Below are 22,123 nucleotides of genomic sequence, written 5' to 3'. Positions count from 1 at the left end.
CTCGTACGGCAGTCCGGGCGGCACCCGGCACGCTAGGCTGATGCACGCTGCGCAAGTCGCGTGCAGCCAGAGAAAAAGCCGGGGCACGGCACAGCATCCGTACAGGTACAGATCCGTACAGGGACAGAGGAGGGCCATGGCTACTCGGGCGACCGACGCCGGGACGAACCAGAGTGTGGAGCGGGCCGTCTCCGTGCTGCGCGCGCTCGACTCGGGACGCGCCGAGCTGCGCGTCTCCGACGTGGCCGAACTGACCGGACTCGGTTCCTCCACCGCGTCCCGGCTGCTGTCCACGCTGGAGCGTCTCGACATGGTCGAGCGCGACCCGGTCAGCAACCTCTACCGCCTGAGCCTGGGCACGCTCTCCCTCGCCGCGACCGCCGTGAACCGCCACCCCGTGCACCGTGCCGCCCGCACCGTCCTCCAGGAGCTGGCCGCGCGCACCGGACTCGGCGCGAACGTCGCCGTCCGACGCGGCGACGTCCTGATGTTCCTGTGCAACTTCGAGGGCGTCCGCGCCCCCAAGTCGTACACCCAGGCGGGACACACGGCGCCGCTGCACGCCACCGGCATCGGCAAGTGCCTGCTGTCCGGTCTCACGCCCAAGGACCGGCGCAAGCTCCTGCCCGAACCCCTGGAAGCGCACACGGAGTTCACCACCGTCAGCCACGATCTGCTCGACGAGGAGCTCGCCGCCGTGCGCCGGGCGGGGTACGCCGTGGAGGCGGAGGAGCGCGCGCTGGGCCGCGCCTCCCTCGCCGCTCCCGTCCGCGACGCCTCCGGCGACATCGTCGCGGCCGTCTCGCTGTGGGGCCCGACGTCCGTGCTCGGCACCGACGCCGGGGACGAGGACGCCCGGGGCGCCCTCGTCCGCGAGGTCATCGAAGCGGCCGACGCCGTCAGCCAGGCCCTCGGCGCCGTCTGAACCGGGCGGACCTACGCCCCGTACGCCTTGAACGCGACCACGTGGGCGCGCGGCGCGCCGTGCGTCGCGTCCACCACGAGGCGGAGCGCGCGGGTGCGCACGGGGTCCGTGAACCGGTGGATCCGGTGGCGGCGGCGGTTGCCGGTGACGGTCAGCAGGGTGTGCCAGTCGCCGTCGGCGTCCTGGTGCTCGACGCGGTAGTCCCGGACGAGCTCGGGCATGACCTCGTACGGCGTGCGGTGGCGGTGGAGGTTGTTGAGGTACTCGTCGACGTCGTCGTCGAACACGACGCGCACTTCGGCGAGTTGCTGCTCGCGGTCCCAGTCGAGGCGCAGCCACTGGTCGGCCAGCGGGTCCGAGGACCACAACCGCGGCCCGCCGTACGGGCGTTGGTAGCCGCCGACCGTCTGCTCGGGCGCGAAGGCGCGGGTGGCCGGCGAGGCGCGGAAGGCGAAGGAGCTGCGGCGCAGGCCGCGGGCCTGCCACTCCAGGACCAACTGGCCCTCCTCCTCCGGGATGTCGTGGTCGACGGCCGCGTCGCCCTCGACCCTGCGGCGCAGCGCGAGGACGCCGTCGGTGCGTTCGGGGACGAGGACGAGGGCGGTGCCGGGGCAGGAACGGACGATCAGGACGACGTTCTCGGGGGCCTGCGGACGGTGGTCGAGGCGGGCCGTGACCCAGTGCGGTCCGCCGGGCGCGACCGTGACGGTCGTCGTGGTCAGGTGGTCGACGGGCACGCCGTTCTCGGGGAGTCCCGTCCCCCACAACTCGACGGTCAGCTGCCGGGGTCGGCCGTCGTCCGCGCCGTGGACGAGCAGGTCGACCGTGTCGAGGGCGGGGTCCACGGGCAGCAGCAGCGCGAGGTCGCGGGTGAGCGGGCAGGGCTCGCCGGGCGCCTCGGCGGTGGGTTCCGCGGCCAGCCGGTCCAGGTGCGAGGAGGCGCTGACGCGGGCGGTGCGGGCCAGGTCGGCGGGGTCGTCGTCGCGTACGCCGATGACGGAGGCGTCCTGCCGCAGCAGCGTGCGGCGGACCAACTCGGGCCGCTTGACGGCCAGTTCACGAGGAGTGAGCCCTTCGTCGACGCAGAGCGCGGCGGCGGTTCCCGCGGCCTCGCCGAGGGTGGCGCAGGTGGCCATCACGCGGGTGGCGCCGAAGGCGATGTGCGTGGCGGAGATGTTGCGGCCGGCGAACAGCAGGTTCGTGACGTTCGCGGAGTACAGGGAGCGCAGCGGGATGTGGAAGACGCCGTCCGCGTACCGCTGACGGGCGCCGGGCTCGTCGGCGTACATGCCCTGGACGGGGTGGAGGTCGACGGACCAGCCGCCGAAGGCGACCCGGTCCTCGAACTGCCGCTGTTCCAGGATGTCCTGCTGGGTCAGGACGTAGTCGCCGACGAAGCGCCGGTACTCGCGCTTGCCGGGGAGGCTGCCGACCCACTCCAGGGTGAGGTTCGCGGCGTCGGGGAACTCCCCCGAGTTCTTGATGTGGTCCCAGATCCCCATGATGGCGGCCTGGAGTTCGTCGCGGATCCGCTCGTTGTCGTGGACGGTGTCGAGCTCGCCGCCCCACTCGATCCACCAGTAGTCGCAGCCGTTGTCGCCGGTGCGCAGGACGCGGTTGCGCAGGATGGGCGTCGAGGTCAGGTCGCGGGCGTAGGCGGGCGGGACGAACTTGACCGGGTGGCCCGCGTCCTTGGTGTGGAAGAGGATGGTCGAGCCGAGCAGCGCCTCGTCCGCCTCGTCGGGCGCCCACGGCTCGCCGTGTTCGGAGCGCGCCTCGCGGCCGATCCGGTACCGGGCGCCCGCGAGATGGCCGAGCAGTCCGTCGCCGGTGCAGTCGAGGAACTGCCGGGCGTGGAAGGTGATGCGGCGCTCGGAGCCCATCATCCATCCCGTGCAGGAGTGCACCTCGCGTGCGTCCTGCGGGCCCGACGCGTCGACCTCGCGCACGTCGGTGTTGAGGTACAGGTCGATCAGCGGTTCGGCGAGCACCGCGTCGAGGACCACCTGGTCCCAGTAGTACGGGTTCCCCTCGGGGTTGCGGTACTGGTTCTCCGTGTAGAGCTCGCCCATGACGCCGGTCTCGCGGGCCCATCGGTGCACGCCGTGCGCGGTGGCGCCGCAGACCCAGACGCGTATCTCGCTGCTGGCGTTGCCGCCCAGGACCGGGCGGTTGTGCACCAGGGCGACCCGGCGTCCCAGCCGGGCCGCGGCGATGGCCGCGCACGTCCCCGCCAGGCCGCCGCCGATCACGGCGATGTCGTAGTGGGCCTCTTCTTCCCGCACGTGCGGCCTCCTCGGTGATGGTTCGAGCCGTCATGAACGTACATCACATGCATATTGTGCAACCACTATTCAGCCAGTGGGATCTGCTGTAAGTTCGCGCCGCGGTCGAGGCCGACGGAGAACGAGGAGGCAGGGGTGAAGGGGATGACCGGCGGGGCGACACGGCTGACATCGCAGCCGAGTGGCGCGCGGGACGCGGCAGATGCGGGACCGTCGAACGATCCGGGGAGCGCGGACCGGTCCGCCGATCCGTCCGTGCTGCGCAAGGTCATGGTGGCCGCGGGCCTCGGCCACTTCGTCGAGTGGTTCGACTTCGGCATCTACGGCACGCTCGCCGTGATCCTCGCCCACCACTTCTTCCCCTCCGCCAGCCCGCAGGCCGAGCTTCTCTCCACCTTCGCCGTGTTCGGGGCGGGCTTCGTGATGCGGCCGCTCGGCGGTCTCTTCTTCGGCTCGCTCGGTGACCGCGTCGGCCGCCAACGGACCCTGGCGATCGTCGTGCTCGCCACCTCCGCGTCCACGCTCGCCATGGGGCTGCTGCCCACGCACGCGACGGTCGGCGTGCTCGCACCGGTGCTGCTCGTGCTGTGCCGCCTGGTGCAGGGGTTCGCCGCGGGCGGGGAGAGCGCGGGCGCGACGACCCTGCTCGCCGAGTACGCGCCCGCGCACCGCCGCGGCTTCATCACGTCGTGGATCGACGCCTCCGGGTTCGCCGCGTTCGTCGCGGGCTCCGGCATCGTGCTGCTGCTCACCGCCGCGCTGCCGGGCGACGCGATGGACGACTGGGGCTGGCGCCTGCCGTTCCTCCTCGCGGCGCCGCTGGGCATCGCCGGGGTGTATCTGCGGACGCGCCTGGAGGACAGCCCCGAGTTCCGCCGGCTCAAGAGCGAGGGCGGGCAGGCGCGTTCACCGCTGCGCGAGAGCTTCGCCACCGCCCGCAAAGCCATGCTCCTGTGCACCGGATTCATGCTCATCAAGGCCGTGGGCCACTGGGCCCTCCAGACGTTCATGCCGGGCTACCTCCAGACCACGCTCGACTTCAGCCGCGTCCAGGCCTTCGCGATCACGACGGCGGGGCTGTTCGTGGTCGCCGCGGCCGTGCCGTTCATGGGCGCCCTCTCCGACCGCTACGGGCGCAGGCCGCTGCTGATCGCCGGGTGCGCCGGGTTCGTGGTCGTGTCCTGGCCGGCGTTCTGGCTGCTGAGCGTCGGCGACGCGCCATTGGCCGCCCTCGCGATGATCGTGCTCGGCCTGTGCATCGCCGCGTTCGACGGCGCGATCTCCGCGGCCCTCGCCGAGCTCTTCCCCACGCGTGTGCGGTACGGCGCCATGGCCGTCTCCTACAACCTCGCCACGGCCCTGTTCGGCGGCATGACCCCGTACTTCGCGACGTGGCTGATCGGCGCCAGCGGGTACGACCTGTCGCCCGCCTTCTACCTGATCGTGATCGCCCTCGTCTCGGGCGCGACCGTGCTGCGGGCCCGCGAGACGGCACCCTCGCGCGCCACCTCGTGACGCCCCGCTCCCGCCGCTCCCCTGTTGTCCCTTCCCCTTCTGTTTCCCCTGTTGTCCCCCGCTTGTCCCCCGCGAAGGAGTCACCATGCGACGCCCGTACGCCGTTTCGGCCGCGGCACTGACCGCCGTGCTCACTCTCGTACCAACCGCGCAGGCCACGTCCGCCGGTCCGTCCACGACCACGGCGACCGCTGCGACCGCCGCCGCCGACACGGTCGCGACGGTCGAGAAGGTCCCGTACGCGATGGACTCGTCCAACCAGGCCGCCTGGTGGACGCCCGCCGCCACGTACAAGGGCCGCGGGCAGTACACGTACTTCGCATTCAACGAGCCCGGCTCGACGGCCGCCACGCACCGCCCGGCCATCGCCCGCCGCGACCCCGACGGCGTCTGGAGCCGCCTGCCGCTGCTCAACAGCGACGGTCAGCAGGCCGAGTTCACGGACGACAACGGCCACAACCAGCCGTCCGTCGCCCGGGACGGCAGCGGCCGGCTGCACGACTTCACGTCCATGCACGGTGACACGTGGCGCTACTTCCGTTCGGAGAGCGCGGGCGGCAGCATCACCGACCACGCCTCCGAACTCCCCGACCAGGGGGTGGGCATCACGTATCCGGTCCTGACGACCGCGCCCAACGGCGACCTGTACCTGACCGCCCGCGTGGGCATCGGCGCCGAGCAGCGCCCCGGCAAGCTCTACCGCTGGGACAACGCGGCCGCGAAGTGGAGCGTCGTCGCCACCTTCGCCACCGCCCAGTACCGCGCGGTCTACCCGGACGACCTCGCCGTCGACAGCGCCGGACGCGTCCACATCCTCTACGAGTGGTCGAAGGCGCCGTCGTCGGCGTTCCGGCACCAGCTGTCCTACCTGCGCTACGACCCGTCGACGGGCACCTTCGCCGACAGCACGGGGGCCGCGGCCACCGTCCCCGCCACCCCCGACACCGCCGACGTCGTCCAGGGTCTGACCAGCGGCGAGGAGTGGAGCAGCGACAACACCGGCTACACCGGACCGGCGGTGCAGAGCGCCAAGCTGACCCTCGACGGGTCCACGCCCAAGGTCGCCTTCCGGTACCGGTCGGCCGACAGCGCGGGCGTCTTCCGCGTCTACTACGCGTATCCGAGCGGGGCGGGCTGGGCGCGGCAGACCGTGTACGCGGGTGGGCAGACGACCGCCGCGCTGGGCATCACCTGGGACGAGACGGACGCCAAGCGCGTGTACTACGTGACCGCGTCCGGCACCGACCGGGTCTTCGCGGCGACCGAGGCGGGCGGCACCTGGACGGCGCAGTCCGCGACGCCCGGCGTACCGGCGGACCGTCTGGCCGTACGACGGGACTCGGACGGGAACGACGTGCTGTACCTGCCGGACACGGCGCACAACACCCTTTACTACGCGCGCCGTTGAGGCTGCGGCTGCGGCAGGCGGCTTCACCACCGGTGGCCGTGGCCACCGGTGGTGAAGGGGGCCTGTCCTAGGCGAAGCCGCCGTTGCTCATCATCAGTTGGCCGTTGATCCAGCCGCCCTCCTCGGAGCACAGGAAGTCCACGAGGTGGGCGGTGTCCCGCGGGGTGCCCAGGCGGCCGAGCGGGGTGGCGCCCACGCAGTGGTCACGGATCTCGTCGGACATCCAACCGGTGTCCACGGGGCCGGGGTTGATCACGTTGGCCGTCACCCCGAGGTGGGCGAGTTCGCGGGCGGCGGCCAGCGTGATGCGGTCCAGGGCGCCCTTGCTCGCCCCGTAGGGCAGGTTGCCCACGGTGTGGTCGCTGGTGAGGCTGATGATCCGGCCCGTGCCGTGCGCGCCGGAGAAGCGGAGTCCGAACTCGCGGATGAGCAGCCAGGTGGCGCGCGCGTTGACGGCGAAGTGCCGGTCGAAGCTCTCCACGGTGGTGTCGAGCAGCCCGGAGTCGACCGACTCGCAGTGGCACAGCACCAGTGCGCTCACCCCGCCGAGCCGCTTCTCCACGTCGTCGAAGACGCGGGCGGGGGTGTCCGGGTCGGCGAGGTCCGCCTCGATCGCGGCACAGGCCGCGCCCTGGTCGGCGAGGTCCTGGCCGATCGTCTCGCTCGCTCCCGCTTCCCTCCCCCAGTCCATGCGGTCGTCGTACGGGGTCCAGGAGGTGAAGGCGATGTCCCAGCCCGACGCGGCGAGCCGGCGGACAACTCCCGCTCCGATACCGGCCGTTCGGCCCACGCCGGTGACCAGGGCGATCGGGCGGGCGACGGCCGGGTCCTGATCCATGGATGACGTCACGGTCGTGGATCCTCTCCGCCCGCGGACCACGGCGTCAACGGAAAATCGCTCGCCCGCCCGGACACCGGGCCGTTAGGCTCCGGCCGATGTCGGCAGGGGGAGTTCGGAATGGGTACCGCGAGCGGGCCGAGCGGCCGACTCGGCGTACTGCTCGACCAGTTCGACCGCGCCAGGGAGATGGCTCAGGTACGGCTCGCGGGGCTCGGTGACGACGAGTACCTGTGGGAGCCGGTGGCCGGCTGCTGGTCGGTGCGGCGGCGCGGGGCCGCGGTGACACCGCGGGCGTTCGGCGCGGGCGCGTGGGTGCTCGACCAGGGCGCGGCGGACATCCCGGCGAACGAGTACGAGGAGGTCGCGCGGCAGGCCGCCGACGGCATGACCGTCGACAAGATCGCCGAGGACTGGAGCGTGAGCGTCGAGCGCGTCCGCCAGGTCCTCGCGCACAGCGGCCCGGTGCAGCCCGACCCCGTACATGTCACCACGCTCGCGTGGCGTCTGGGGCATCTGCACTTCTGCTTCGCGGGCCAGTGGGAGTGGACGTTCGGCGAGCGCCGTACGGACCCGAAGGACCTGGTCGACTTCAGCCCGTCCGCGGCCGTGGCCCTGGAACGGTTCTGGGCCGTCCTCGACCGCTGGCGCACCGACGTGGCCGCGCTCACCGACGAGCAGCTCGACACGGTCGGGCTCTCTCAGTACCCGTACGGCTCGGATCCGGACGACCCGTTCGTCGACGTGCTGTGGGGGACGGTCCTGGAGTTCATCCACCACATGGCGGAGATCGGGCTGCTGCGCGACCTGTGGCAGGCGCGCTTCACGCACTGAGCGCGGCTCTCCACCGACGCGGCCGACCACACGCACCATCACGCCAATCGTCACGTGCACCGGCAGCGGCACCGGCATCGGCATCGGCATCGGCATGGGCATCCGACAGTCGCGCGCATCGTCATCACGCGAACGGTGACGCCGAAGAGCGGCGGGCACCCGCTCCCACCTGCCATGACGCCACAGAACCTGCCGCGCGACATCGTGACACCACCGGTGCGGCGCCACGCGTGACGCCATAACCACTACACATGGCACCACGCGTGTGCCATCATGGCGTCACGAACGGCACCGCTCACACGGACGGCACGCCATCGAAGGGGTTGGGGACATGGAGACAGCACAGCGTCAGACGCAGTCGGCGCCCGGCGCCGTCGCCGCCTTCGCCCGCTTCGTGCTCTGCGGCGGCGGGGTCGGGGTCGCCTCAAGCTTCGCCGTGGCGGCCCTCGCCTCCTGGATCCCGTGGGCCCTCGCGAACGCGCTGATCACGGTGGTCTCCACGCTGCTCGCGACCGAGCTGCACGCCCGCTTCACCTTCGGCGCGGGCGGGCGCGCGACCTGGCGCCAGCACGCGCAGTCCGCCGGTTCCGCGGCGGCCGCGTACGCGGTGACCTGCGTGGCGATGGCCGTCCTCCAGCTCCTGGTGACGGCGCCGGGTGCGGTGCTCGAACAGGTCGTCTACCTGTCGGCGTCCGCGCTGGCCGGCGTCGCGCGGTTCGCGGTCCTGCGCCTGGTCGTGTTCGCCCGGACCCGCGCGCAGGCCGCGAAGCCCGCGCGCCCGGTGGCCACGACCGTGGCGCGCGCGTCCGCCCCGGCGGAGCTGTGCCCCGCGGCCTGAGCCTCAGACCTCCGCCACGGCGGGGGTGGCCAGGCCGCGGGAGGCGATCACCTGCGCCTTGCCGTCGGTGAGCCGATAGCAGAGGCCGACCACCGCGGTGCGCCCGGCCGCCACGCCCTCGGCGAGCGCCTGCGAACGGTCCAGGAGCAGGTCCACGGTGTGCCGGATGTGCTCGTGGAGGATCTCCTCGTCCTCGACCCGCCCCGCCGCGTGCGCCGCGAGGACGCTCGGCGTCACCCGCTCCACGACATCACGGACGAAACCGCCGGGTGTCGTGCCGCTCTCCACCGCGGAGCGCGCGGCGGCGACGGCCCCGCACGAGTCGTGCCCGAGGACGACGACCAGCGGGCTGCCGAGCACGCTCACCCCGTACTCGATGCTGCCGAGCACCTCGGCACCCAGGACGTGTCCCGCGGTGCGCACGACGAACAGGTCGCCGAGCCCCCGGTCGAAGATGATCTCCGCGGCGAGGCGGGAGTCCGCGCACCCGAACAGCACGGCGAAGGGACTCTGGGCAGGCACGAGTTCGGCGCGGCGGGCGGCGTCCTGGTTGGGGTGCGCGGGGCTCCCCGTCACGAACCGCTCGTTGCCCGCCATCAGTGTCGCGAAGGCGGCGTCCGGGCTGATCGGCTGGTCGGCGGCGGGCGGTATGGGCATCTCGGTCATACAGAAATCGTACGGTCCGGCCCACCAGCCCCGCTGACCCCACTGACCCAACCGGACGCCGGACACCGGACGCATCCCCCTGCTCGGAGCCCCAGCGGCCGCCCACCGACCGGCTACGGGCCTCCTACTGGCCGCTGGTGAACTGCGGGTCCTCGGCCTGGTTGTAGATCTCCTTGCCCGACGCGTCGTACGCGTGGACATAGGGGTTCGGGCCCGAGTAGCGCGGACCGGGAGGCGCGTCCGGCGACAGAGCGGCCCCGTAGACGAACGCGCCGCCCGCCATGCGCGCCGGGTACTCCTTCGGCTCGTCGCCGTAGCTGATGGTGACCTTGGCGACGTCGGACGTGTAGTGCCCGGCGCCCAGCGCCAGGTACGTCCCCTTGCCCGCGGGCTGGAGCACGGAGTCGAAGTACGAGATGACGTGCCCCGTGCCCCACAGGCGGTCGTTGATGAAGGTCGGCGGGGAGTTCGGGGTGGAACCCTTGTCCCCCTTCGACTGGCACTGCACGTACTGGCCGGCGGAGTCGACGGCGACGACCATCCCGTCCACGTTCTGCGCGGCGACGGGCGTCCGGACCGCGAGGACGGCGTGGAACCGCGACGCGTCCGCCCCCAGGCAGGAGGAAAGGATCTTGGCGACGGTCCCGCGGTCGATCGGGGTCGTCGTCGCGTCGCCGATGGTGAAGCCGGCCTCGGACGAGGACGAGGGCGTGCCGGTCGACGTCTGCCCCGTACCGGCTCCCCCTGTGGCGCCACGCGAGGCGCTCGGGCTCGGTGACGCGGTGGAGGTCGTCGGGCCGCCGCCGCTGTGCGCGGGCCCTGCGGCCTTCGGCCGAGCGTCCCCCGTCCCACCCAGGACGACCACGGCCCCGACGCTCACCGCGGTCACACCGGCGGCGACGCCGAGCGGCACTCCCCATCTACGTCGCAGCGAGGCTGTCTTGTCCTGCGGAGCGATCTGCATCAGTAGTTCCTCTCGGGTCCGCCGGTGGTCCGGCAGATCACGATCGGAAGGAGCCGCGGGAATGCCCTGCATGCCATTCATCGTGCGATCTCCTTCGCGTTGACGGGCTGCCTGGAACCGAACGGCGCCGCAGCCGCGGCCGCGCCGAGATCCGCGCCCAGCCGTTGCCGGGCCCGGTGCAGCCGGGACTTCACCGTGCCGACCGCCACCTTGAGGACCGTCGCGGCCGCCTGTTGGTCGAGGCCCGACCAGACGCAGAGTTCGACGACCTCGCGTTCGTGACGCGGCAGCCGGGCCAGCGCCCGGTGGATCTCCGACATGCGGCGCTCGTCGTCGACCAGTCCGGCGACGCTGTCCGCGTGGTCGCCCACCGACTCCTCGTGCGAGACGAGCCGGAGCAGCAACGCCTCGGCCCGTCTCAGCCGCCGCCGGGTGTTGGACAACTGGCCGTTGGCGATGCCCAGCAGCCACGGCAGGGCCGAGTCGCGGTCGAGCACCGTCTCCGAGCGCCGCCGCCAGGCGTGCAGGAAGACGGTCGACGTGAGGTCCTCGGCCTCGGACCAGTCGGCGGTCCGCCGGAACAGGTGGTTGTAGACGGCCTTCCCGTGCCGGTCGAAGATCCGGCCGAACGCCTCGCGATCGCCGTCGACGGCCCGCGCCCACAACTCCCGGTCCGTCGCCCCGCCTATCGGTACGGCGGGGCCGGCGTCGTTCAGTTCCATGTTCTGTCCGTGTCCGGCACCCGGCCGAAGGTTCCCGTTCCTCGTGATGTCCCGTCGACGGATGGTCTCACCGTCGCTTCGGGGATCGCCCGGTCGGGGTCAGGCGTCGCCCTTGACCACGTACACCTCCCAGGGCTCCTGGCCGGGGCCGTGCACCCAGACCTTGTCCTGGAGGGCGTAGCAGCAGGTGGTGTCGTGCTGTTCGGTGGTGGCCAGGCCCGCCTCGCCGAGCCGGGCGGTCGCCGTGCGGACCTCCGCCGTGGAGCCGACCTCGACGCCGAGGTGGTCCAGGCGGGTCGCCTCCTCGGCGGTGCCCTCGATCAGGACGAGCTTGAGCGGGGGCTCGGTGAGGGCGAAGTTGGCGTAGCCGTCGCGGAGTTTGGCCGGTTCGGTCCCGAACAGCTTGCTGTAGAACGCGACGGACGCGCTCAGATCCGGGACGCGAAGGGCGAGTTGGACGCGGGACATGGCGTACCTCCTACGGGGACGAGGCGGATCGGATGGCGTCAGCAGCCTCCGGACGCGGCGGGAGCGCCGACGCCGATCTGGATGACGGACGGCGCGGCCGGGGCGGCGCAGCAGCCGCCGTCCTGCGACGAGTCGGAGGTGTCGGCGGTGTCGAAGAGTCCCGCGCCGCCGCACACCCCGGTCTCGGGCAGCGTCAGCTCCACCTTCTCGGCCGCCTCCTGGTCCCCGGCGAGGGCGGCCGCGACGGAGCGGACCTGCTCGTATCCGGTCAGGGCGAGGAAGGTGGGGGCGCGGCCGTAGGACTTCATGCCGACGAGGTAGACGTCCCGCTCCGGGTGAGCGAGCTCGTTCACGCCGTGCGGGTAGACGGTGCCGCAGGAGTGCTGGTTGGGGTCGATCAGCGGGGCCAGTTCGACGGGGGCCTGGAGGCGCTCGTCGAGGTTCAGGCGGATCTCGGAGAGGAAGGACAGGTCGGGGCGGAAGCCGGTCAGCACGATGATCTCGTCGACCGGGTCGAGGCGGCGGCCGTCCTCGGCGACCAGGATCAGCCGGCCGTCGGCGGTCCGCTCGACGGCATCCGTACGGAAGCCGGTGACCGCGTCCGCGTGACCGTCGTCCACGGCGGCCTTCGCGGCCAGGCCGAGGGCGCCACGGGCCGGCAGCTGGTCGGCCTCGCCGCCGCCGAACGTGGAGCCGCTGATGCCGCGCCGCAGGACCCACACGCCCTTGGTGCCGGTGCCGTCGTCGGACCTGGCGAGGGCGGCCAGCTGGGCGAGGGCGGTGAAGGCGGAGGCGCCGGAGCCGATGACGGCGGTGCGCCTGCCCGCGTACCGGGCGCGGGTGGCCGGGTCGTCGAGGTCGGGCACGCGGTACGCGATGCGGTCGGCGGCCGCCTTCTCGCCGAGGGCCGGCAGGCCGCTGCCGCCCGCCGGGGATGGGGTGGACCAGGTGCCGGAGGCGTCGAGGACGGCGCGGGCGAAGATCCGCTCCTCGCGGCCGTCGGCGTGGGCGATGTGCACGACGAACGGCTGGGCCGCGCGGTCGGCGTCGACGATCCGGTCGCGGCCGGAGCGGGAGACGCCGGTGACGGTGGCACCGGCGCGGACCCGGTCGCCGAGGACGTCCGCGAGCGGCTGGAGGTAGGCGTCCGCCCAGTCGCCGCCGGACGGGTAGGTGGCGGCGTCCGGCTTGACCCAGCCGGTGGGGGCGAGGAGCTTCTCGGCGGCCGGGTCGACGACCTCGCCCCAGGTGGAGAAGAGCCGCACGTGCGACCAGGCGCGCACCGCCGTCGCGGCGGCCGGGCCGGCTTCCAGGACGAGCGGCTCGATGCCCCGGTCGACGAGGTGGGCCGCCGCGGCGAGACCGATGGGACCGGCTCCGATGACGACGACGGGCAGTTCGGCGGTGGCAGGCGTGGGCACGGTGCGCTCCTCGTTGATTCGACGTCTGTCGATGGCTTGCCCGGCCAGCATCGCACCTGCTTCGACAAGCGTCAACATAGACATTCATCGAATCGGTAGGGCCTTCGCACCTCCCGCCCTGCTTAGACGTATGTCAACATAGACATATGTCGAATGCGAAGGCGTTGCCGCTGCTCGAACCCGCCGACCAGGGCGTCGCGCCGTGCTGCCCGCCGCTGACCGAGCGGCCCTTCTCCGCCGAGGAGGCGGAGACCGCAGCCCGTATGTTCAAGGCGCTCGGCGATCCGGTGCGGCTGCGGCTGTTCTCGGCGGTGGCCTCGCACGAGGGCGGGGAGGCGTGCGTCTGCGACATCTCGGATGTCGGCGTCTCTCAGCCGACCGTCTCCCACCACCTGAAGAAGCTCAAGGACGCCGGCCTGCTCACCTCCGAGCGGCGCGGCACGTGGGTGTACTACCGGGTCGAGCCCTCCGTCCTGGCGGCCATGGGTCAGCTGCTGACGCTCCGCTCAGCCGCGTGACCTGACAGGAGCGTCGCGTGACCTGACGGGAGCGTCGCGTGACCTGACGGGAGCAACGAGCCCGAGTACCTGGCCGGGCACCCCGCCCGGCCCGTCAGCGGACGAGGCCGGCGATCTCCCGGGCGGCCTCCCGAGCCGGACGCCCCACCCCGATGAGCGTGGCGGAGGCGGGGCCGGTCCAGTCGCCGTAGCCGAGCAGGTGCAGGCGCGGCTCGTCGACCGCGCGCGTGCCGTCGGTCGCGATGTGCCCACGGGTGCCCCGGAGTCGGAGCGGGGCGAGGTGGGCGAGGGCGGGCCGGAACCCGGTGCACCAGATGACCGCGTCGGCCTCGGCGCGGCTGCCGTCGGCCCAGGCGACCCCGTCGCGTTCCATCCGGGCGAACAGGGGTGACGCCGTGAGCAGCCCGGCGTCCCGCGCCTCGCGCACCGGCGGCACGGCCACGATGTCGCCGAGCGAGGCGACGCCGCCGGTGTCGGTGCGGCCCGCGTCCAGGGCGCGGCGGCGGGCGGTGGCGGCGTCGAACAGGGCCCGGCCGTCGATGTCGTCGGCGAGATAGCGGGGTGGGCGCCGGGTCGCCCAGGTCAGGGCGATGTCGTCACGGACCGCGAGATCGGCGGCGATCTGGGCGCCGGAGTTGCCGCCACCCACCACCACGACGCGCTGTCCCGCGAAGTCGGCCGGGCCGCGGTATCCGACGGTGTGGAGTTGGCGGCCCGCGAAGTCCGCGCGGCCCGGGAACGCGGGCAGGAACGGCCGCCACCAGGTCCCGGTCGCGGAGATCACGGCGCAGGCCGTCCACACCCCGCTGTCGGACTCGACCCGCAGACGGGCGCCGTCGCGATGGACGCCGGACACGCGCACCGGCCGTACGACGGGCAGCTCGTATCGCTTCTCGTACTCGCTCAGGTAGGCGACGACATGGGCGGCGTCGGGATACCCCTCGCCCGGCCGCCCCGGCATGGGACGGCCGGGCAGGGAGGAGAACGCCGCCGGGGAGAACAGGCGCAGCGAGTCCCATGCGTGCTGCCAGGCGCCGCCCGGCGTCGCCTGCGCGTCGAGGACGACGAAGTCCAGGTTCTGGCGGCGCAGGTGGTATCCGGCGGCGAGCCCTGCCTGGCCGCCACCGATCACCACCACATCGAGCACATGACCCTCGCCGCTCGCGTCCCTCACACCGGGCACACGACCCACACCGCTCGCGTCCCTCACACCGGGCACACGACCCACGCCGCTCGCATCCCCCACATCGAGCACACGACCCACGCCGCTCGCATCCCCCACACCGGGCACGCCGCTCACGAGAACCTTCCTACAGCGTGTTCAGCGGGGCGGACGCGAACTTCTTGCGCCGGGCGAGGGCGACGTAGACGAGTCCGATCAGGACCGGGACCTCGATCAGCGGTCCGACGACCCCGGCGAGGGCCTGCCCGCTCGTCACCCCGAAGGTGGCGACGCAGACCGCGATGGCCAGCTCGAAGTTGTTGCCGGCGGCCGTGAACGCGAGCGTCACCGTGCGGTCGTAGGCCATCCCGAGCGCCTTGCCCAGGGCGAAGGACCCGAAGAACATGATCGCAAAGTAGACGAGCAGCGGCAGCGCGATCCGTACGACGTCCAGCGGCTGCGAGGTGATCGCGTCACCCTGCAACGCGAAGAGGATGACGATCGTGAAGAGGAGCCCGTACAGGGCCCACGGGCCGATCTTCGGGAGGAAGTCGGACTCGTACTTCTGCCGGCCCATCCTCTTCTCGCCGACGCGGCGGGTGAGGTAGCCGGCGACCAGCGGAACGCCGAGGAAGACGATCACGTTCAGGGCGACGTGCCACACCGGGACGTCGAGTCCCTGGCCGTCGCCGAGGCCGAGCCACTGCGGCAGCAGGTCGAGGTAGAACCAGCCGAGCAGGCTGAACGCGATGACCTGGAAAACGGAGTTGAGGGCGACCAGCACGGCCGCCGCCTCACGGTCGCCGCACGCGAGGTCGTTCCAGATGATGACCATGGCGATGCAGCGGGCGAGCCCGACGATGATCAATCCGGTGCGGTACTCGGGCAGGTCCGGCAGGAAGATCCACGCGAGCGCGAACATGACGGCCGGGCCGACGATCCAGTTGATGACCAACGACGAGACCATGAGCTTCTTGTCGCCGGTCACGGTGTCGAGCCGGTCGTAGCGGACCTTGGCGAGCACCGGGTACATCATCACGAGCAGGCCGAGCGCGATCGGCAGCGAGATACCGCCGATCTCGACCTTCGACAGCGCGTCGCCCAGCCCCGGGATCAGGCGGCCGAGGCCAAGGCCGACGCCCATCGCGAGCAGGATCCACACGGCGAGGTAGCGGTCGAGCGTCGACAGCTTCGCCACGATCGAGGAGTCCTCGGCCGGGTGCGTCGTACGGGTGATGGTGGCGGCGGACGGATCGTCGATGCGGGTCACGGACAGGCCCTCTTGTTGTCGGCGGCGGCACGGGCGGACTCGGCCAGGTCGGTGAACCGGCCGGCCAGGGTGGCGATGACGTCCGGGCGCAGCTTGTAGTAGGTGAAGCGGCCGCAGGGCTCGGTCTCGACGACCCCCGCTTCGCGCAGCACTCTCAGGTGGTTGGAGAGGTTCGTCTGGCGGGCGCCGGTCTCCTCCACGAGGTGGGTGGTGCACAGCGTCTCGCGGGCGAGCAGGGTCACGATCCGCAGCCTGAGCGGGTCGGCCAGCACCCGGATCAGATCAGCGTCGGCTGACGTCATCATGGACTGATACTGTCACATCAGTTGCCGCTGATGTAACGAGAGAGACCCTGATGCCCGACAAGCCCTCCGTGCTCTTCGTCTGTGTCCACAACGCCGGCCGTTCCCAGATGGCCGCCGCCTGGCTGGCCCACCTGGCCAAAGACCGCGTCGAGGTCCGCTCGGCCGGATCGAACCCGGGCGAGCGTGTGAACCCGGCCGCCGTCGAGGCCATGGCCGAGGTCGGCATCGACATCTCCGCCGAGACCCCGAAGATCCTGACCGTCGAGGCGGTCAGGGAGTCGGACGTCTGCATCACCATGGGCTGCGGCGACACCTGCCCCGTCTTCCCCGGCAAGCGCTACCTCGACTGGCAGTTGGAGGACCCGGCCGGCCAGGGCGTCGCGGCCGTCCGCCCGATCCGCGACGAGATCAAGGTGCTCGTCGAGGGCTTGATCGCGGAGATCGCGCCGCGGCCGCGCGACTGACCGCCGGAAGTCGGCACCCACCCGCCCCACGTCGGCTTACGCCACGTCGTCCGACACACACGCGTGCGGCCGGTGCCGCTCTCGCTCGGCCCGGCGACGGCCGCGGACAGACCCACCCGGCGACGAGCGGCCGGCCCCGCTCCCGCCGTCGCCCGACCCCCCGCGGGCAGCATGTCACTCCTCCCCGACACGGGCCTAAATGCCCGGACCAGTAGTAAAAGTGAGCTTTCATCACTTTAAGGCGACTTGTCCATGCAGGGAGGCGCCTCCTCCCACCCGGAGAGGAACAGAACATGCTTCGCAACAGAACCCTGGCGGTGACCGCGTCCGTCGGGGTGGTCCTCATGGCCGGGGTGCAGGGGACGCCCGTGGCCCAGGCCGCCGCGGGAGACCCCTTTCCGGCCGCCGACCCCCTGGTGTTCGTGGCCCAGGGGCCCGCCCGCGGCGAGCCGAGCACGCTCTACCAGGCCGTCCAGGGCGCCGAAGCGATCTCCTTCGTCAAGCAGGGCACCGCGACGTTCGGGTACAACGCCATGGGATTCCGCCTCGCCGACCGGTACCTGTACGGGGTGAACGACAACGGCGGCCTCACGCGCATCGGCCAGGGCGGTGCCGCGACGGCGCTGGGCCAAGTCGGCCTGCCCAGGAGCGAGTTCAACTACAACCAGGGCACCTTCGGCGGCGGAGCCACCGCGGACACCCTGTACGTGCGGCTGGCGACGGCGGACAAGAACCTGTACGCGATCGACGTCCCCAACCGGACGACCACCAGGATCGCTCTCAGCGCCACCGTGCCGAACATCTCCGACTTCGTATGGGCCGACGGCTACCTGTGGGGGGTCTACGGCGAAGGTCGACGCCTCTACCGGATCGACCCCGCGACGGGCGCGGTCCTGTCCGTCCCGGTCACCGGTCTGCCCGCCAACCCGTACGGCGCCCAGTGGGTCTACGGCAACGGCAACATCGGCATCTCCAACAACGTCACCGGGACCGTCTACCAGCTGCAACTGAACAACCCGGCGTCCGACTCACCGTCGATCACCATCGTGTCGACGACCAAGGGGCCCGCCAACTCCCAGAACGACGGCGCCGCGTTCCCCGGCCTGCCCGCCGACCTGGGCATCACCAAGGACGGTCCGGCCACCTATACGGCGGGCGAGGACTTCAGCTACACGCTGACCGTCCACAACTACGGCCCCGGCAACTCCTCCGGTTACACGGTCACCGACACGCTTCCGGACAATCTGGAGAACCCGGCCACGGCCACTCCCGGCTGCGAGGTCGTCGCCGTCGGGACGGGCAACGCCGTGCGCTGTTCGGGAGCGGCGCTGGCCGCCGGGGCCGACGGCCCGCCGATCGTCATCACCGGGAAGGCCCCGGCGAGCCCGCCCGCCGACTGCACCGCGGGCGCCGTGCGCAACAGCGCCGAGGTCCTGGGCAACGAGAACGACCTGGCTCTGGGCAACAACAAGGCCAGCAGCACCGCCTGCCCCGCGGGCGCCGCGGTCCCCTCGTTCACGGTGTCCAAGAGCGCCGACGTGTCCGCACCGGAGCACGTGAGCCTCGGCGACACGGTGACGTACACGATCGACGTCACCAACACCGGCACGGTCGACTACACGGACGCCTCGCCGGCTTCGTTCACCGACGACCTGGCCAACGTCCTGGACGACGGCGAGCTGGTCACCGACAGCATCACCGGCGGCGCGGCCTTCAGCAACGGAAAGGTGACGTGGTCCGGACCGCTGGCCGCGGGCGCGCACACCACGATCACGTACCAGGTCACCGTCGGCGATCCCGACAACGGCGACCACCTTCTGACCAACGCCCTGGTGGCCGGGCCCACCGGCGCGTGCACGTCGGCGGCCGACTGCCAGGTGCAGACGCCCGTGGCGGAGTTCACCGTCGAGAAGTCGGCCTCCCCCGGGACGGCCGCTCCGGGCGGTGTCGTCACCTACACCCTCAAGGTGAAGAACACCGGCAAGGTGGCGTTCGACGCCGACACCCTGCCGGCCAGGGTCGAGGACGACCTGAGCAAGGTGCTCCCCCACGCCGCCTACAACGACGACGCCACCGACGGCGGCACCCTCGCCGACTCCGTCCTGAGCTGGGGACTGGATCTCGCCGTGGGCCAGACCAGGACCCTGACGTACTCCGTCACCGTCGACGACCCGATCGACACACCGGCGACGCTCGTCAACACCGTCACACCCGGCACCGACGGCACCTGCGCCACCAGCGACGCGTGCAGCACCACGGTGGACGTCCCGTCGGGCAGCTTCACGGTGGCCAAGGCCGCGTCGATCGACACGGCGGGCCCCGGTGACAAGGTGACCTACACGGTCACGGTGAAGAACACCGGGAAGACCGCTCTCACCGGAACCCACCCGGCGGCCTTCACCGACGACCTCGCCGCCGTCACGGACGACGCCACCTACAACGACGACGTCACCGGCGGAGCCACCGTCGAGGGCTCGACGCTGAGCTGGTCGGGTCCGCTGGCCGTCGGCGCGTCCACGACGATCACGTACTCCGTCACCGTCAACGACCCCGACGAGGGCGACCACAAACTGCGCAACACCGTCGTCCCCACCGGCCCCGAAGGCACGTGCGCCACCGCTGACGGATGCACGACCACAGTCGACGTCCCCACGCCGTCCCCGACGCCGACGCCCACCCCCACGCCCACCCCGACGCCCACCCCCACGCCGACGCCCACTCCGACACCGACGCCTTCACCCACCGGCACCACCACTCCGGCGCCCACCGGCGAACCCACCCCGGCACCCACCGGTTCCCCCACCCCACCGCCCGTCGACGATGGCGAGCTGGCGGAGACCGGATCCACGACGGCCGGCCTCGCGTGGACGGCCGCGGCCCTCGTCCTCACCGGCCTGGGCGCCCTGACCGTCCGCGCCAGGCGCCGCCGCTCCTGACCCGACCGCGCCCCACCGCACCACCCGCCATGGCCGGTACGCACCGCGTGCCGGCCATGGCCGTACGACGAGACCGGTCCGCCCGCGCTCAGCCCGTTTCGGTCAAGGCCGCGTGCGCGGCGGCGAGGATCTCCTCGGAGAGCGGGGAGCCCTTGGTGGCCCGGGACAGGACCAGCGCACCGAACAGGGTGCACAGGCGGACGATGCCGTCCTGGTCGTCACCGGCCAGGAAATCGGCGAAGTCGGCCACCCCCTCGGCGTAGACGCGACGGGCCTCGCTCCCCCCGCGCTCGCGCGCGATGTCGGTGGCGAGCGCGGCGACGGGACAGCCGTCCGCCGGGGCGTCACGGTGCTCGACGGAGAGGTAGGAGTCGATCAGCGCCCGCTGGGCATCGGCGCGCTCCCCGTCGTACTGCTCGAGTTCGACGCCGTGGCGTCGGGCGAGCTCGGCGAAGGCGTGGGCGGTGGCCTCGTCGACGAGCGCCTCCTTGGAGGCGAACTGCTTGTAGAAGGCGCCGTGGGTCAGGCCGGCCGCCTTCATCAGGTCGGCGACGCTGACCTGCGTGCCCTGCTCCCGGAACAGCCGGGACGCGGTGTCCACCACCCGCCGGCGGTTCTCCTCCGCCTGCGCCTGCGATACGCGGCCCATGGCCACCTCCCGTTTGGATGTCGACTGGCATCTATCATAGGCCCGTGTTTAGATTGTGCACATAATCTAAACGAGTCGCGGGTGGCCGACGGCACCCCGCCACGACCAGGAGCGAACATGGAACTCAAGAACGCTGTCGCAGTCGTCACCGGCGCCAACCGGGGCCTCGGACGACACCTGGCCGCCCAGCTCGTCGAGCGCGGCGCGAAGGTGTACGGCGCGGCCCGGCGCCCCGAGACGGTCGACCTGCCGGGCGTCATCCCGCTGCGCCTGGACGTGACGGACGAGGCGTCGGTACGTGAGGCCGCGCGCGTGGCGTCGGACGCGACCCTGCTGATCAACAACGCGGGCATCTCCACCGGCGCGACGCTGACCGAAGGCGACATGGCGGACGTGCGCCGGGAGATGGAGACCAACTTCTTCGGCCCGCTCACCGCGACCCGCGCCTTCGCCCCCGTGATCGAGGGCAACGGCGGCGGCGCCGTGCTCAACGTCCTGTCCGCCCTGTCCTGGTTCCACCCGGCCGGCCTCGGCTCCTACGCCGCGTCCAAGGCCGCCGCCTGGGCGCTGAGCGACGCGACCCGTGAGGAGCTGGCACCGCGCGGCATCACCGTCTCGGCGCTGCACGTCGGTTATATGGACACCGACATGGCCGCCGGTGTGCCCGCCGATCAGAAGGTCGCCGCCGCCGACGTCGCGACCCAGGCCCTGCACGGCGTCGAGACCGGCCTGCCCGAGATCCTCGCCGACGAGACCAGCCGGTACGTCAAGCAGAGCCTGTCCGCGGCACCCCAGCCGAACGCGGCCTGAGACTCTCGCCCACCCCGGCGCGAACGGACGCCCCGGCACGAACGGACACCCCGGCCTCGCACGGACGGGAAACGGAACGGAGACGACGATGAAGGCCTTCACGGTCGAGAAGTACGGCGACCAGGCCGGGATGCGTGCCGCGGACCTGCCCGACCCCGAGGCAGGTGCCGACGACGTCCTGGTCAAGATCCACGCGGCGGGCGTGAACCCGCTGGACGTCAGGATCCGCAACGGAGACTTCAAGGCGTTCCTGCCGTACCGTCTCCCGCTCGTGCTGGGCAACGACCTCGCCGGGACGGTCGTCCGGGTCGGCCCGTCCGTCACCCGCTTCGCGGTGGGCGACGAGGTCTACGCCCGGCCCGACAAGGACCGCATCGGCACCTTCGCCGAACTCATCGCCGTCCACCAGGACGACCTGGCGCCCAAACCGGCCACCCTCACCATGACCGAGGCCGCCTCCCTCCCCCTGGTCGCCCTCACGGCATGGCAGGCACTGGTCGAGCGGGCGAACGTCCAACCGGGCCAGAAGGTCCTCGTCCACGCCGGCACGGGCGGCCTCGGCTCCGTCGCCGTCCAACTGGCCAAGGCGCTGGGCGCGCACGTGGCCACCACCGTGAGCACCGCCAAGGTCGACCTGGCCAGGGACCTCGGCGCGGACGAAGTCATCGACTACCGCACCCAGGACTTCTCCGAGCTCCTCCGCGACTACGACGTCGTCCTGGACTCCCTCGGCGGCGAGAACCTCGCCAAGTCCCTGCGCGTCCTCAAGCCCGGCGGCCTGGCCATCTCCGTCGCGGGCCCGCCCGACCCGGCCTTCGCCCGCGAACTGGGCGCGAACCCGATCCTCCGCCTGGCCATGACGGCCCTCAGCTTCACGACCCGGCGCAACGCCAGGCGCCGCGGTGTGACGTACTCGTTCCTGTTCATGAGGGCCGACGGCGACCAGCTCCGCGAACTCACCACGCTCATCGACGCCGGGAAGATCCGCCCCGTCGTCGACCGCGTCTTCCCGTTCGACGAGACGCTCCAGGCCATGGAGTACGTCGAGAAGGGCCGCGCGAAGGCCGGCAAGGTCGTCGTCACGATGGCGTAGGCGCGAGGACGTCCTGCGGGCGCCCGCCCGAT

20 protein-coding genes and 1 pseudogene are annotated in these 22,123 nt (G+C 72.0%); 10 read left to right on the top strand and 11 right to left on the bottom strand.

The window, feature by feature from the left end; all coding sequences use genetic code 11:
- Positions 1-136 precede the first annotated feature (136 nt).
- Positions 137-925: an IclR family transcriptional regulator gene (locus tag V2W30_RS30250; protein ID WP_338701457.1), complete on the top strand. Its 789-nt coding sequence runs from the start codon at positions 137-139 to the stop codon at positions 923-925.
- 11 nt (positions 926-936) lie between these two features.
- Here V2W30_RS30250 and V2W30_RS30245 read toward each other — a convergent pair whose 3' ends face one another.
- Positions 937-3,210, bottom strand: coding sequence for an FAD-dependent oxidoreductase (locus V2W30_RS30245; RefSeq protein WP_338701455.1), 2,274 nt, complete (start codon positions 3,208-3,210; stop codon positions 937-939).
- A 144-nt stretch (positions 3,211-3,354) separates the two neighbouring features.
- On the opposite strand from V2W30_RS30245, the gene V2W30_RS30240 reads away from it, so the two are divergent.
- Positions 3,355-4,725 (top strand): MFS transporter, encoded by a 1,371-nt coding sequence (locus V2W30_RS30240; protein WP_338703824.1) that lies wholly within the window; start codon positions 3,355-3,357, stop codon positions 4,723-4,725.
- An 85-nt stretch (positions 4,726-4,810) separates the two neighbouring features.
- Positions 4,811-6,133, top strand: a complete 1,323-nt coding sequence (locus V2W30_RS30235) for a BNR-4 repeat-containing protein (protein WP_338701452.1) — start codon at positions 4,811-4,813, stop codon at positions 6,131-6,133.
- A gap of 67 nt (positions 6,134-6,200) precedes the next feature.
- On the opposite strand, the gene V2W30_RS30230 is transcribed toward V2W30_RS30235, so the two are convergent.
- Entirely contained in the window at positions 6,201-6,971 is a 771-nt protein-coding gene (locus tag V2W30_RS30230; protein ID WP_338701450.1) for an SDR family oxidoreductase, read from the bottom strand.
- Positions 6,972-7,091: 120 nt separating this feature from the next.
- Here V2W30_RS30230 and V2W30_RS30225 point away from each other — a divergent pair, with 120 nt between their 5' ends.
- The gene (locus V2W30_RS30225; RefSeq protein ID WP_338701447.1) at positions 7,092-7,805 is read left to right on the top strand and encodes a DinB family protein; all 714 of its coding nucleotides are present in this window, start codon (positions 7,092-7,094) and stop codon (positions 7,803-7,805) included.
- 331 nt (positions 7,806-8,136) lie between these two features.
- On the top strand, positions 8,137-8,643 hold the full coding sequence (locus V2W30_RS30220) for a hypothetical protein (protein WP_338701446.1): 507 nt from the start codon (positions 8,137-8,139) through the stop codon (positions 8,641-8,643).
- A 3-nt stretch (positions 8,644-8,646) separates the two neighbouring features.
- Here the strand turns inward: V2W30_RS30220 and V2W30_RS30215 are convergent, their stop codons facing one another.
- The 5 genes and pseudogenes from V2W30_RS30215 to V2W30_RS30195 all read right to left on the bottom strand — a co-directional run bounded on the left by V2W30_RS30215 (position 8,647) and on the right by V2W30_RS30195 (position 12,884).
- Positions 8,647-9,309: a carbonic anhydrase gene (locus V2W30_RS30215; protein ID WP_425244613.1), complete on the bottom strand. Its 663-nt coding sequence runs from the start codon at positions 9,307-9,309 to the stop codon at positions 8,647-8,649.
- Between the two features lie 124 nt (positions 9,310-9,433).
- Complete coding sequence (locus V2W30_RS30210; protein ID WP_338701444.1) at positions 9,434-10,273, bottom strand: hypothetical protein; 840 nt, start codon at positions 10,271-10,273, stop codon at positions 9,434-9,436.
- A 77-nt stretch (positions 10,274-10,350) separates the two neighbouring features.
- A complete protein-coding gene (locus V2W30_RS30205) occupies positions 10,351-10,995 on the bottom strand; it encodes a sigma-70 family RNA polymerase sigma factor (RefSeq protein WP_338701443.1) in 645 nt (214 codons plus the stop codon).
- 102 nt (positions 10,996-11,097) lie between these two features.
- A pseudogene (locus V2W30_RS30200) lies at positions 11,098-11,463 on the bottom strand (ArsI/CadI family heavy metal resistance metalloenzyme); the annotation flags it as partial.
- A 38-nt stretch (positions 11,464-11,501) separates the two neighbouring features.
- The gene (locus V2W30_RS30195; protein ID WP_338701441.1) at positions 11,502-12,884 is read right to left on the bottom strand and encodes an NAD(P)-binding domain-containing protein; all 1,383 of its coding nucleotides are present in this window, start codon (positions 12,882-12,884) and stop codon (positions 11,502-11,504) included.
- Between the two features lie 146 nt (positions 12,885-13,030).
- On the opposite strand from V2W30_RS30195, the gene V2W30_RS30190 reads away from it, so the two are divergent.
- Positions 13,031-13,402 carry a metalloregulator ArsR/SmtB family transcription factor gene (locus tag V2W30_RS30190; RefSeq protein WP_338701439.1) on the top strand — a complete coding sequence of 124 codons (372 nt, stop codon included), beginning with the start codon at positions 13,031-13,033 and terminating at the stop codon, positions 13,400-13,402.
- Positions 13,403-13,496: 94 nt separating this feature from the next.
- On the opposite strand, the gene V2W30_RS30185 is transcribed toward V2W30_RS30190, so the two are convergent.
- The 3 genes from V2W30_RS30185 to V2W30_RS30175 all read right to left on the bottom strand — a co-directional run bounded on the left by V2W30_RS30185 (position 13,497) and on the right by V2W30_RS30175 (position 16,139).
- Positions 13,497-14,585: an ArsO family NAD(P)H-dependent flavin-containing monooxygenase gene (locus tag V2W30_RS30185; RefSeq protein ID WP_338701437.1), complete on the bottom strand. Its 1,089-nt coding sequence runs from the start codon at positions 14,583-14,585 to the stop codon at positions 13,497-13,499.
- Positions 14,586-14,712: 127 nt separating this feature from the next.
- Positions 14,713-15,801: an ACR3 family arsenite efflux transporter gene (gene arsB / locus V2W30_RS30180; RefSeq protein ID WP_338703822.1), complete on the bottom strand. Its 1,089-nt coding sequence runs from the start codon at positions 15,799-15,801 to the stop codon at positions 14,713-14,715.
- 29 nt (positions 15,802-15,830) lie between these two features.
- Positions 15,831-16,139, bottom strand: coding sequence for a metalloregulator ArsR/SmtB family transcription factor (locus tag V2W30_RS30175; RefSeq protein ID WP_338701435.1), 309 nt, complete (start codon positions 16,137-16,139; stop codon positions 15,831-15,833).
- A gap of 50 nt (positions 16,140-16,189) precedes the next feature.
- Between V2W30_RS30175 and V2W30_RS30170 the strand changes: the two genes are divergently transcribed.
- Together V2W30_RS30170 and V2W30_RS30165 are read left to right on the top strand one after the other, a co-directional pair.
- A complete protein-coding gene (locus tag V2W30_RS30170; protein ID WP_338701433.1) occupies positions 16,190-16,603 on the top strand; it encodes an arsenate reductase ArsC in 414 nt (137 codons plus the stop codon).
- Between the two features lie 293 nt (positions 16,604-16,896).
- On the top strand, positions 16,897-19,539 hold the full coding sequence (locus V2W30_RS30165) for a DUF6923 family protein (protein ID WP_338701431.1): 2,643 nt from the start codon (positions 16,897-16,899) through the stop codon (positions 19,537-19,539).
- Between the two features lie 88 nt (positions 19,540-19,627).
- Here the strand turns inward: V2W30_RS30165 and V2W30_RS30160 are convergent, their stop codons facing one another.
- Positions 19,628-20,188, bottom strand: coding sequence for a TetR/AcrR family transcriptional regulator (locus tag V2W30_RS30160; protein WP_338701429.1), 561 nt, complete (start codon positions 20,186-20,188; stop codon positions 19,628-19,630).
- Between the two features lie 117 nt (positions 20,189-20,305).
- Between V2W30_RS30160 and V2W30_RS30155 the strand changes: the two genes are divergently transcribed.
- Both V2W30_RS30155 and V2W30_RS30150 read left to right on the top strand, forming a co-directional pair.
- Positions 20,306-20,998, top strand: coding sequence for an SDR family oxidoreductase (locus tag V2W30_RS30155; protein ID WP_338701428.1), 693 nt, complete (start codon positions 20,306-20,308; stop codon positions 20,996-20,998).
- An 88-nt stretch (positions 20,999-21,086) separates the two neighbouring features.
- Positions 21,087-22,091, top strand: a complete 1,005-nt coding sequence (locus V2W30_RS30150) for an NADP-dependent oxidoreductase (protein ID WP_338701427.1) — start codon at positions 21,087-21,089, stop codon at positions 22,089-22,091.
- Positions 22,092-22,123: the final 32 nt, after the last annotated feature.

This window comes from Streptomyces sp. Q6 (assembly GCF_036967205.1).
GTDB lineage: Bacteria > Actinomycetota > Actinomycetes > Streptomycetales > Streptomycetaceae > Streptomyces > Streptomyces citrinus.
The sequence above is the reverse complement of the archived record's forward strand: the minus strand, read 5'-3'. Positions and strand labels throughout refer to the sequence as shown.